Origin of the sequence: Roseibium suaedae (assembly GCF_900142725.1) — a bacterium.
GTDB classification, from domain to species: domain Bacteria; phylum Pseudomonadota; class Alphaproteobacteria; order Rhizobiales; family Stappiaceae; genus Roseibium; species Roseibium suaedae.
The window spans coordinates 16,918-28,378 of the sequence record NZ_FRBW01000008.1; the positions used below are offsets into that span (position 1 = coordinate 16,918).

At 56.7% G+C, this 11,461-nt stretch carries 13 protein-coding genes; 5 read left to right on the top strand and 8 right to left on the bottom strand.

Translation table 11 applies throughout. The features are described from left to right. Positions 1–4 precede the first annotated feature (4 nt). Both BUA94_RS21995 and BUA94_RS22000 read right to left on the bottom strand, forming a co-directional pair. Entirely contained in the window at positions 5–685 is a 681-nt protein-coding gene (locus BUA94_RS21995) for an RraA family protein (RefSeq protein WP_073015537.1), read from the bottom strand. Between the two features lie 9 nt (positions 686–694). Then, positions 695–1,699 carry a hydroxyacid dehydrogenase gene (locus BUA94_RS22000; protein WP_073015603.1) on the bottom strand — a complete coding sequence of 335 codons (1,005 nt, stop codon included), beginning with the start codon at positions 1,697–1,699 and terminating at the stop codon, positions 695–697. A 178-nt stretch (positions 1,700–1,877) separates the two neighbouring features. Here BUA94_RS22000 and BUA94_RS22005 point away from each other — a divergent pair, with 178 nt between their 5' ends. After that, on the top strand, positions 1,878–2,768 hold the full coding sequence (locus BUA94_RS22005; RefSeq protein ID WP_073015604.1) for a LysR family transcriptional regulator: 891 nt from the start codon (positions 1,878–1,880) through the stop codon (positions 2,766–2,768). 144 nt (positions 2,769–2,912) lie between these two features. On the opposite strand, the gene BUA94_RS23450 is transcribed toward BUA94_RS22005, so the two are convergent. From BUA94_RS23450 to BUA94_RS22020, 4 genes are read right to left on the bottom strand one after another with little or no spacing between them, the layout of a single operon-like run. After that, complete coding sequence (locus BUA94_RS23450; RefSeq protein ID WP_139251252.1) at positions 2,913–3,143, bottom strand: hypothetical protein; 231 nt, start codon at positions 3,141–3,143, stop codon at positions 2,913–2,915. Beyond that, positions 3,112–5,016: a type IV secretion system ATPase VirD4 gene (gene virD4 / locus BUA94_RS22010; protein ID WP_073015538.1), complete on the bottom strand. Its 1,905-nt coding sequence runs from the start codon at positions 5,014–5,016 to the stop codon at positions 3,112–3,114. The genes BUA94_RS23450 and virD4 overlap by 32 nt, the downstream gene beginning before the upstream one ends. Further along, a complete protein-coding gene (locus BUA94_RS22015; RefSeq protein WP_073015539.1) occupies positions 5,013–6,932 on the bottom strand; it encodes a relaxase/mobilization nuclease domain-containing protein in 1,920 nt (639 codons plus the stop codon). The genes virD4 and BUA94_RS22015 overlap by 4 nt, the downstream gene beginning before the upstream one ends. Continuing rightward, on the bottom strand, positions 6,925–7,374 hold the full coding sequence (locus tag BUA94_RS22020) for a DNA mobilization endonuclease VirD1/MobC family subunit (RefSeq protein ID WP_073015540.1): 450 nt from the start codon (positions 7,372–7,374) through the stop codon (positions 6,925–6,927). The genes BUA94_RS22015 and BUA94_RS22020 overlap by 8 nt, the downstream gene beginning before the upstream one ends. A gap of 535 nt (positions 7,375–7,909) precedes the next feature. Between BUA94_RS22020 and BUA94_RS22025 the strand changes: the two genes are divergently transcribed. Together BUA94_RS22025 and BUA94_RS22030 are read left to right on the top strand one after the other, a co-directional pair. Beyond that, the gene (locus BUA94_RS22025; protein WP_073015605.1) at positions 7,910–8,620 is read left to right on the top strand and encodes an AAA family ATPase; all 711 of its coding nucleotides are present in this window, start codon (positions 7,910–7,912) and stop codon (positions 8,618–8,620) included. Continuing rightward, a complete protein-coding gene (locus tag BUA94_RS22030; protein ID WP_073015541.1) occupies positions 8,610–9,188 on the top strand; it encodes a VirC2 family conjugal transfer protein in 579 nt (192 codons plus the stop codon). The genes BUA94_RS22025 and BUA94_RS22030 overlap by 11 nt, the downstream gene beginning before the upstream one ends. A gap of 130 nt (positions 9,189–9,318) precedes the next feature. Here the strand turns inward: BUA94_RS22030 and BUA94_RS22035 are convergent, their stop codons facing one another. Both BUA94_RS22035 and BUA94_RS22040 read right to left on the bottom strand, forming a co-directional pair. Beyond that, positions 9,319–9,639, bottom strand: a complete 321-nt coding sequence (locus BUA94_RS22035) for a type II toxin-antitoxin system RelE/ParE family toxin (protein WP_073015542.1) — start codon at positions 9,637–9,639, stop codon at positions 9,319–9,321. Beyond that, complete coding sequence (locus BUA94_RS22040) at positions 9,636–9,887, bottom strand: antitoxin (protein ID WP_073015606.1); 252 nt, start codon at positions 9,885–9,887, stop codon at positions 9,636–9,638. The genes BUA94_RS22035 and BUA94_RS22040 overlap by 4 nt, the downstream gene beginning before the upstream one ends. 968 nt (positions 9,888–10,855) lie before the next feature. Between BUA94_RS22040 and BUA94_RS22050 the strand changes: the two genes are divergently transcribed. Next, positions 10,856–11,152, top strand: a complete 297-nt coding sequence (locus BUA94_RS22050) for a PRC-barrel domain-containing protein (RefSeq protein ID WP_073015544.1) — start codon at positions 10,856–10,858, stop codon at positions 11,150–11,152. Positions 11,153–11,233: 81 nt separating this feature from the next. Beyond that, positions 11,234–11,365, top strand: coding sequence for a hypothetical protein (locus BUA94_RS23915; RefSeq protein ID WP_268877537.1), 132 nt, complete (start codon positions 11,234–11,236; stop codon positions 11,363–11,365). Positions 11,366–11,461: the final 96 nt, after the last annotated feature.

Genomic DNA, 11,461 nt, shown 5'->3' on the forward strand with positions numbered 1-11,461 from the left:
TTGTTCAATTCTCGGGAAAGCAGCAACCGAGTTTCTTCAATGCAGCATCGACCCAACTTCGATCGTTTGTGCCTTCCGCGATTGCACGCATCTGCTTGGTTTCTGCGTCCTGTTTCGCCTGAGTCTTGGCGAGCGTCTCCTCGGCGTCGGCGAAGGGAATGCACAACACACCATCGCTATCGCCGATCATGATGTCGCCAGGCTCAACGACCATTCCATCAATTGCGATCGGCACGTTGATCTCGCCGGGGCCATCCTTGTAGGGCCCACGGTGGGTCACACCGGCCGCGAATGTCGGCAGATTGGTGTGCACAAAGGCATCCGCGTCACGGATGGCGCAGTTGAGAACAAAGCCTGACACGCCCTTCTTGACGGCATAGGCCAGCATCAGTTCGCCCATAAGGGCGTTGGTCAGATCACCCCCGGCATCGACGACGATCACATCACCCGGCACCGCCATATCAATGGCCTTGTGCAGCATGAGATTGTCGCCGGGCCGTGTTTTGACAGTCAGAGCGACACCTGCCATGCCCCCAGAAGCGTGCATCGGGCGCAGTGCGGGACCGGCGGCTGTCATGCGGGACATGGCGTCCGAGACATTGGCTACTGGCAGCCTCGCAAAGGCATCAACCAGTTCCTTCGGGGCAGCTTTGGCGCGATTGTTGATACGGAATCCAATAGGCATTTTCGTTCCTCAAATTTGGCCAGAGACTGTGTTTGCCGCTTCGAGCTGCTTGCGGTTCGCAATCCGCTCGGTCGGAACCTGTCCTCCATCGAGGAACTGCAAAATGCCCCGAACAGCTTCCACGCCAACCCGGGCACCTGCTTCCCGCGTTACGCCGCCAATATGAGGAGACAGAACGATCCGGTTCTCGGCGAAAAAGGGGTGATCTGCCTTGGGAGGTTCAACGGCAAAAGTATCAAGTCCCGCACCGGCCAGATGCCCCGCTTCTATCGAGGCAAGAAGCGCTGCCTCATCAATCAGCCCGCCACGCGCAGTGTTGATCACGTAGGCGCCCTTCGGCATGAGGGCGAACGTGCCGGCATTCAGAAGACACCGAGTCTGATCATTGAGCGGACAGTGGAGGCTCAGCACATCGGCCTTTGGCAGCATGTCCTCAAGCGCGGTGTATCGCACGACACCCAAGCTTTCGAAAACGGCATTCCCAGCAAATGGATCATACCCGGCCAGCTCCATCCCGAGCCCCTTGGCAATGTGACCGGTCGCCTGTGCGATTGCCCCCATTCCGACCAGCGCGAGCGTTGCTCCGGCGATCTCACGCCCGGAGAAGCCCGGCTTCTCCCAACGCCCGGCCCGCAGTCCGGCATCAAGCGGCAAGATGCGCTTCACGGTCGCAAGCAACAGCGCGATAGCATGCTCGGCAACTGACACCGCATTTGCTCCGGTGGCGGCAAGAACAGGAATTCCCCGCCGGGCTGCTGCTTCCAGGTCGATATTGTCCACGCCAACGCCATGCTTGGAAATCACCCGCAAATGCGGTGCACTCGCCATGACGCTCTCATCCAGACGCCCCATGCGGGACACGATGCCGACTGCGCCAGTCGATTTCAGGAGCTCGGAAATCACCACGCTGTCCGCATAAGGCGGTGTGTGCACGGCCTTGAAGCCGTGCTCTGCCAGCATCGCCACTGCACTCGGATCGAGATCCGGTCCCGTGACGAGAATTGTCTTGTTCATGACAAGCATCTCCAACAAGCGCCCTTGCGGCGAATGTTCATTTTCCAAATGAGTTGAAAAAGCTGCGCGCACGCCTCCCAACGCCGCAGCATTCCTCCTGAAAAGACGTTAAGAGAAAGAAAGACTTCACAAAAGCGAATATTTCTGCTAGTTAGATTTAGAAAATCTGGATCTAATGATGGATACACGGCAGCTCAAGACACTGATGGCGATTGTCACCAACGGTACGTTTGCAAAAGCAGGCGATGTCGTCGGGCTGACGCCATCCGCAGTCAGCCAGCAAATTCAGGCTCTCGAGATCGAGCTGAACGCGACCCTTTTCGATCGCACATCCCGACCACCGAAACTCACCCCTCAAGGGATGCAGGTCATTGAAATGGCACGCAATATCCTGAGAGAAGAGGAAGATGCCAAGGCCAGCCTGAAAGGAGACCGTATTGCTGGCACGTTGATGCTGGGCTCCGTTCGTTCAAGTGCCTTGAACCTTCTCCCGAGAGCGATTGTGCAGATGCGGGCTCAATATCCGGAGCTCAAGACAAATCTGCGGATCTCCTTGTCCTCAAACCTCATCGCGGATGTCGCGGGCGGAAGGCTGGATGCGGCCGTGGTTGCCGAGCATATGGGTATTCCACCCGCGCTGAGATGGAGCCCGTTCCTTCGTGAACCTCTGTGGCTCATCGCGCCGAAAGGGACCACCCTTATTGATCCGCAGCAGCTGCTCAATGAAAGGCCCTTTGTCCGTTTTCGCAGTGCAGTTCCACTCGCCAATCTCATCGACACCGAAATCTCCCGGCTCGGAATTGTCACGCAGGATGTCGCCGAAATAGACACGATCGGGTCGATCCTGACCTGTGTTCGACAAGGCCTCGGCGTTTCTGTGGTTCCCCATGTTGCGCTCCAGGAGCCGGAGGATATGGATCTCGTCCGGCTGCCTTTCGGCAGACCGCAAGTCACCCGGCAGATCGGGATTGTGGAAAGAACCGTATCACCCCGCGCTGAAATCATTGCGCGAATGCATGAAACACTTGCAAATCTGTGTGGCGATCACGGACTTGCTAGAACCGATTAAATGAGGCCCTGAAGCTGGTGAATGCACAGGGTTCGGTTCCTGATCAAGCAGCTTGGTGCCTATGCGCCAACGTTCTTCCATATTTGTCCTGTTCACTTCTCAGGACTTGAACCTTCTGGTTGGCGACGATCGCGGCGAACCTCTTCATTGCGCCAATCGCCATGCGCCGCTCTGAAGTACATTTTCGTCGATTTCAGGCGTATCGATGTTTCCAACACCCACCTTTTCCGAGCCACTTTGACGGCCGATAAAGAAGGTATCACCATCCCAGATACGCAAGGTTTCTGGCTCACAGACAGAGGTGTATAGAAGGACGGCGACGACGATATGAGCAGGCAATGAATTAGACCTTAGCCAGATTTTCTCTTCGAACATCGCAAATCTGGCTAAGCAGACTATTTTGTTTGCTCAACAGCTCGTCCGCTTGTTCTTCAGACAAATCCTGAACCGTTTGCGGAAGAGATTTGAGACGCTTTGCCTTGGTCCTGGATGCATCGTCCGGGCTCGAACCATCGCCTGCAACAGACCTACTTTCTAAACCCTCTACTCTAGGATTCGATGCCACTATCACCACGGGCGGCTCCGGCAAAGGGCCGGTCTGTCCTTCGAAGAGCTTCTTCAGCTCCCGGTCTTTATAATAGATGACCTTCTTGGCGCGAACCGCGTCATGTCCTTGAATCAACAAGACCACTTCATCGTCGCTAAGACGGCGCAAATCCTCCGGACGCAAAAGACGTGTGCCTTCCTGTCGCTCAGAAATGCTGGTGCCGCTGAACTTGTTCATTTGCCACGATTTTGAACGGCTTTTGCGCGTGAAATCACCGATCGACTTCGACACATATTCAGGTGTCTCCGCGTCGGCCGGAGCCATGAACAATTGCAAGCGGCAGTTCGCCAAGAAGTTTTGCGCGCCATCGTTGCCATAGGCGGCTTTCAGGTTGGAAATCGACTGCGCGACGATCATCATGCGGCCGCCATAGGACCGAAGCGTCGTGATCCCCTGGCTCAAGGTGTCCATTTTGCCAAGCGCCGGAAACTCGTCCATCAACAGCAAGACCGGATAAGGCTCGTCTTTGCCCGGTTCCGATCTCTGCAATATCGAAACCGTTTGCTGGAACATCATCCGGATCAAGGGCGACAGCACTTGCAAGTCGTTCGGGCCAACCACAATGAAGATGCTCGCCGGCCGGCGCCGCAGCTCGGCAATAGAAAAGTCGCTGGCCTCGGTTGCCCGTCTCACATGGTATTCCGCCCACTGGCCCAGACCGCCATCGAATAGGACAGACATATAGGCAGAAACCGTCTTGTAGTCAGTTCCGGCCATCCGGTTGTAAATCGCCTTGGCCTCCTCAATGGCCGTCTCGCTCGCCAGCTGCTTGAACAAGGCCGCGAAATCGGCTTCGCCCTCTCCATCGCTGCGTTTGCCTTGGGACAAGAGGTCATAAACGGTGCCGAGGTTCGCAGAGTTGCGCTCGATCGCGACGAGGATGGTTGCAACAAGGATCTGTTTGGCGGACGGCATGAAGCCTTGGGCGTTGTTCCCAGGAAGGAATAGGAGCGATTCCGCAATCCGCTGCGCCTCTGCGTAGCGACGTCTCTCCGGCAGCGCGGCAACATCCTCCAGCGGGTTATAGCGGTGCGTCCGGTCTTCTTCATCAAACGGCGCGAACTTGTAGATCACATCGCCAAGCTCCTTGCGGTGGCGGCTCGTTTTCTCGAAGTTCTCACCCTTCACATCGAGGCAAATCACGCTGCCCGGATAGGTCAGTAACGTGGGAATGACAACGCCAACGCCCTTACCGGATCCGGTCGGCGCCGCGATAAACGAGTGCGGAATATCCTGGCAGGAAATAAACTTGCCGCGGCCTTTTGGCAGAGAGGTCTTCGCATAAATCGGCCCGCCTACGGATTTGACGGTGGCGAGAAGCTTATTCCGCTGCAGGTCCTGGACGCTGGCCCACTTTGCAGAGCCATGGCTGTTCATCGATGGCCGGACACCAAGAGCAACCGCGCCAATGCCTCCAAGCAGCGCTGCGGCACCACACACATAAAGGGCATGTGTCCAATACGCCGGATGGCGGAAACCACCCCACGGGCTGACCTTGAAGGCATCGAGCAGTTCAAACTGGCTGAGCGGAGTGCCAAGCCGCCAGTCCACATAGGCCCCTGCCAAAAGAAAGCCGATCACCCCGCCCAGAACCAGGCCGAACAACGCGAAGAAAACTCCGTCTTTGACCGCCTTGCTCACCGCCCATGGTCCTCGTCCCTGCGCGGCCGGCGTTTTGCACCTTCAGCCCTCTTCGCCCGCTCGGTCTGCTGGTCGCGGTCCAGCTTGCCGAGGGCGAGCTCAATCTTGCCGTTGCGCGCTCCTTCGGCATCGGCCAGTTCGGTTTCCAGGTATCTTCGAGCCAACAGGGATTGCTGGTCCGGATCCTGGGTCAAGCTCGACAGGGCTTGCCTGTCGCCATTTTCGAGCTCGCGGAGCCTCAAACTTGTCAGTGTCTCTTTCACGGTCTGCGCGAACCGGTCATTCACGTCGTCATCCGTGCCGAGGCTGGAAACGAGCCGCGCCTTTCGGCCTTCATAGGCTTCAATGTCCCGCCGCGCTGAGCTGTAGATGCCGCGGATCTCCGCGTGCACCGTCTCAAGCGTTGTTCCTGCCTTGGCCTGGCTGGCATTGGCATCCAGGCCCTCTGTCTGCTGATAGTAGGCCGAGAGCTGCTGCAGTTCGGCTTGCTTCCAGCCTTCAGCAACGGCCCGGGCAACTGGCTCGTCGCCGCCGTAACGCTCCACGATGATCTCAGGCGGCAAGCCGGCCTTGCGCGACAGATCCAGGACCAGGCCCTTTGCCTTCCCGGAAATCTCATCTGTGAAGTCGTCATAGGAAGTCACGCCCTGATAGGCTTTGTCCGCAGCCGGACGCCTGAAGCCCTGCAGCTCCGCAGCATCCGCCATGAACTGGGCCGCCTCTGTCTTGGTCCTGGCCGCGAGCCGTTCGAACCGTGTCCTGTCCGGACCTTCCGGAAGTGAGGAAAGCTCGGCATCGATCTTCTTGAAGTTGCTCAAGATCGCGGCCCGCCGCGCATCGATGGCTGCATTCATTTCGCGGATCTCCTTGATCGTGACGATATTGGCCGGCACAAGCTCACCGTAGAATTTGTGGCCGCTGTCAAACGTCCGTTTCAGCCCCGCCTGATGAGCGGGGCCGGCCGCCTTGAGCTGCCGCCCTTCCTCAATCAGCTGAGCCGCCTGACGCAAAAGCAGGCTGTAGTTCGGGTGCTCGCCTTTGATAAAGCCCGCTTCGCCCCGGACCTGGCGGACGAACAAGGTCTTTGCCAACGAGGCCCTCAAGCGGGATACGGCGTCATGAGCGCGGGTCTGCGGAGAACGCTCTTCACGCCGGGCACGCTGCACCTCGCAATCGGTGTAGGGTCTCTCCTCGATGCCCCGAGCAAATCGCGGCGTTGCCTCGAGCTCAATTCCGTGATCTGCCGCAACCCGGACCTGGACGAACCGCATCTCGTCATAATCGAAATGCCCGCGCGGCGACACTTTCAGCCATGACCCTTCCTCAAGCCCGCGCCGGTTCACAACGATATGCATGTGAGGATGCGCCCGATCCGTGTGAAACGCTGTGAAATAGTCGAAGTGATCGCCATATTTTCCGCTGGCGAACATCTCCTCGGCCCAAGCCCGGCCAGTGCGGTAAGCCGCACTATGGTCAGTGCCTTCCGGAAAGCTGACCATGAAGTGACTGGTCCGGTCGGCCTTACCGTCGCCGGCGTCTGCAAGCTGCCAGGAGGTCATCATTTCAGCCTCGGCCGCCTGGTCGACGACAAAGCCGAAATACCGGTCTGAGCGCTCAAGCTCGACGCTGCCCTCTTTGCGAAGGTAATCCATCTGATCGCGAATGCCGCGCAAATCGGACGTGCCGCCCGTTCGAATGAGCTTCGCCATGGCCTGGGGCTTTCGAGCCAAAAAGGCCGTTGTCATCCGGTCGGTCCAGCTGCTCGAACCGGATCCTCCGCCACCACCGCCGGCGATCTTCTTCTCCAGATCCAGGACATACTGGATCATCGGTCCACTCATCGATGCCGGAATTTTCAGGATGCCCCAATCCTCGCCCATCACCGCTTCGAGCGGATCGGCAACCTTGCTAACCATTGCCGAGCGCCTTCTCTAAAAGGGCCTTCGCAGCGGCCTTCCGCTTTCTCACGTTGAGAAGAATTTGGACCTGCGCCTCGACCTTCGCGAAGAGCCCGCCAAGCCCTTTGCGATCTTCCATGAAGGCAATGAAGTCAGGTTCACCCGTTTTGTTCGCCTGTTTCGCGAGCTGATTTATGTTCGTCGCGATCCCGGAGACCTGCCGCGTGAGATTGCGCAAGACGTCCGTGGTCTCTTTGTCGTAGTCTAGGAAGCCATTCGCTTTCAGGACCAGCGTGCGCAAAACCCGGTTCCTTTTGACACCCAGCTCGGCGCAAAGCGCATCCAACTCGGCGGCTTCGGACACTCTCATGCGGACGCTGAACACGGTCCAGACATCGTCCGGAGAGCCTGAATCCCTTTCGTCTACCCTCTGATTTTTGGTGTCGGTTCGGCAGCTCATTGCGGCTTCGGATTTGGCTTTTCTTTGCTCGCCCCATGGGCGTTTCTGGGGCGCTGGTGGGGGTACGTGGCGGGGGTGCGGAGCGCCCAAGCGCAAATGTGTTACATTTGCAATATCCTGCCACGCACCCTACCGAGGCACTTAAGGCAGATCAACCACTTTAGATTGCTATTAAGGATATTAACAACCTCATTCATCCAACCCCGCTGAAGCTTTGAAGTTCGGAAAATTGGACGTGATGAGACGCGGAAATTTGTGATTGAGGAGGTTCTGAAATCCGGAGGTTTGTAAATTTGCGAGAGCGGGTTTTCTGGAATGCCTGACTACGGGAATGCGTGATTTTGGATGTCTGGAAATTCGGACTTCTGGATCTCTGATCTTTTGGAATTTTGGAATTTTGGAATTTTGGAACTCCGAAACGCGGATCGCCTGAAACGTGCAACTTTGGATTGACGGAGATTCGGGAATGCAGGAAGAAGGTTGCATTGCAAGAAATTGCAACCGTCCCTACCAACCCGACGACAGGCTTCATTCCGTGAAAATCATTTCCTTCGTTTCTTTCAAAGGCGGTGCTGGCAAGACAACCGCTCTGATGGCCGTCACGTCGTGTCTCATCGAACGCGGTAAAAAGGTCGCGCTGTTCGAAGCCGACAACAACAAGCCGATTTCCGAGTGGCGCGAGAATGCGGTCAGCAAGAACACGTGGCATTACAACTGCCTCGTGTTCCTTGCCAACAATGAGGCGGACTTTGAAGCCGCATATGAAAAGGCCTTGGCCGCAGGCTGCGATTTTGCCCTGATCGATACCCAGGGAGGCGGATCGGAGCTCAACAACATGGTGCTGGTCAACTCCGATGCGATCATTTTGCCAACCGCGCTGACGGTCCTCGACACGGACGAAACGCTGCAAACCTTTAGCTATGCGGTCAAGGTCGCGATGGCAGCTGAAATCAACGTCCCGACAGTCGTGCTGAAAACCAGAATTCCAACCGCGAAGCTCACCCAGGCGCAAAAGCGGACGAATGAGTTGCTCGCGGGCCTGCCCTGCCTGGCAACGGGCCTGCACAGCCGCAATGCCTTCGAGGACATGAAATTCAAAGGCCTGCTCCATCTGGCCATGCGCCAGATGGAAGAAAATCCAAACGACAGGCTCATTGCCCGAAACTATCAGTCCGCAATCGAAGAGGCAGACGCTCTGACGAGCGGCGTTCTTTCTCTGGTTAAGGACCAGGCGGATGCGGCTTAGAAAATCGCCTGTCTCCTATCAGGAGTTCGTTGAGACAGGAGAAGTGCGCAAAAAGGAAAGCGTCGCGGCACCTGTCGAACAAGCTGCAGCGTCCTTGGCCGGGAATCCAAAACCGGATCACGCGGGCCAGGCAACGGCCGCGCCCACGATCCCTGACATGGGACAGGAAAAGCAAAAGCGCCGCGCTAAACTACCGGCGAAGCCGCATCGCAGGAAGAAACCGGGGATCCTCGTCACGGTCGATGTCCCGCTCCCTGCGGCAGGCGTATCAGCCACATTCGACGCTTTGTCCCGGACCTATTCTGGAAAGAGGGCCCTTGCCCTCATTTTGCGGAAGGCCATGCCGAAATTAGAACGGCACCTTCTGGAAGGAAAATCCAAATCCGCGCCACGAGACTATCCTGTCCAGCCCGGCGATTTGAAAACAACGCGGACAATGCCGGAGGATGCCTATCAGCTCGCGAAGGTCCAATTCGATCCCCTCGACATGCTGCCGAACAGACAGTTCGGCCGCATCGTCGCATTGGCCGCCCTCGCAGCCTTTTTCAAAAATGAGAAAAGCGGATAATTGTGGAGTCTCACCAACATCCGGCCCGGCTTGGAAGCAACATCCCGGACGGTCGTGAAGTAATCTCAGGACGGGAAGCGTCCGAGTCAGTGACACCCATGCTTAAGCCGCGACGGGCGACCGGAATATTTCAAAGCTCCCAAGCACTGATCCTGCCTGCCAGTCGCGTCATAAGGTCCATGCGCTCATGAAAAATCGCCACGATCAATGCGGGCGCGCGCTCGCGAGGCAGGCAAAAAACAAAGTGATGTTCGCAACGTGACATCCGCAATGCAGGAAAAAGTTCGCTCAGGTCCTTAAAAGAGCCTTGTGCGGCGGCTAAACGGCCAATCCCCTGTTCCAACTTGGCGATATAGAGGCGGACCTGTGTAGAGCTCCACTGCTTGCGTGTGTAGCGGATAATGCCGCGCAGATCGGCTTCTGCCTCTGTCGTGAGGATGTAGGCTGTCAAGCACTATCCCCGGCGAGTTCTTCATCCAGGATGTCGCCGATACTTTTGATGGACACCTTCCCCCCAAGGCCATCGTTGATGCGATCTCCGAGCAAGGTTTTCAGTTCCTGCCAAGCCTGATCGGCATCAGCATCGCCGGGGAACAAGCGTTCCAGAGCATACTGCTTGATGGTCTTGCCCTGTAAGGCGGCCAAAGCCTTCAGACTTTGATGCTGCTGGTCCGTTATGTCGATTGTAAGGCGGCTCATGAGGCACACTCCAAAAACTACACAAACCCACATTAGCACATATGTTGGAAAGCTGCTACAGATAGGCCAGTGCAAGCGGCCCGCCTTTCCCACAGTCCTACGGCTTCTCTTCGGCGCTTAATGGGGAGCGCATTCAGCCTCCGGACTGATCCGCCACCTTTCTCACGAAAGATGGCTCCGGCCCTGACGGGCTGGAAAAGGCTACTCAAGAAAGTGCGGACATTTCTGCCGTTTGCTACCGATGTTCACATGTCTGCTAAGGAGCCAGGAGCGGACTGGCGGCTCTTGGGCTTTCCCTTGCCTAAGCAGATACTCGTCTGGAAAATTTCTGCGGCAGCTTTCGGCACGGAGCTGCCGTACGTCGTGGTCTCAATCAATGGCGGATTCGCGCCCCATCCCAGTCGTTCGGACTGAAATGTTGCAGCCTGGAAGCCGACAAATCCGCAAGCTTTGGATCGACGTGGGTGTGCCCCCCAAAACGACCCTTAGATCAATTTTGCGATATTCTTAAAGTTGCTGTTAATTCACGCGCCTCGTGAGCTGTCGGCATTGGCCGACCTCAGCGATGCATTGGTTAACTACTCGGGACGCCCGACCGCGCCAGAATATCCTGCCGGAAGTATTCAGGGCAACAATCGAGCCGCTGCAGTTGGCCAGCCGGAAACTGGTGTGGTTTTCGTCGATCTCTACTTAAACGCGCGGTCATAAGTTTGCATCACCGCCGCCGACACAATTCCGAGACCTGCAACCGAATATCTGGGCGCGGATTAGCAGGAAATATCGCCTTGCGCTAACCCACATCAGCATGCGCCGACACCACTGCAGCTATGTTGTGAAACAGCTTCAAGGATAGGTGTTTCCGTCAAACCGGCATCATGCAGTACCCCGGAAGACATTTCTTATCATTGCAGACAATCACGGGCGGGACTGAACTCAACCCTGCGTTCCAGTTCCCCTGAGGAGGTCCCATGGACCATTCATCACATACGCCGATACCCATCGAAGAACTCAATACCGCGAATCTCAAGGGCGCGAATGTCTATGGATCCGATGATAAAAATATCGGTGACGTCTCCGAATTGCTTGGCACCGGTCGGAACGCCAGGGCAGTCATCGAAGTTGGCGGCTTTTTCGGGATCGGAATTAAGCAAGTTGCCCTTGATGTTTCGCGCATGGAGTTTGCGCGCGACAAAACCGGCAAGATTCATGCTCACACCGCGATGACCAAGGATGAGTTGAAGAACCTGCCGGAGCATCGAGGCTGAGCTGCCGAGGACCGAGGCAATGATCCGGAGCGCGCAAACGCGCCAGAAGTGCCTGTTTCGATGACAGCATAGGAGAATGAAATGGCAAAGGGCAAAAACCGCCGCGACCGGGAAGACAGAGAGCCGAAACAGAAAAAGACCACGCCTATTCCGCCAGCTTCTTTCAACAAGGAGCTGACCTTCGAGACGAAACCGAAGGCAAAAAAAGACTGAACCGGCTTTGTGGCAGGACAATTGCCGATCTGACCGGGCATTGAACGCTGCTGACAATATGGCTTGCACGGACAGATCCTTCATCGTGATCAGGCT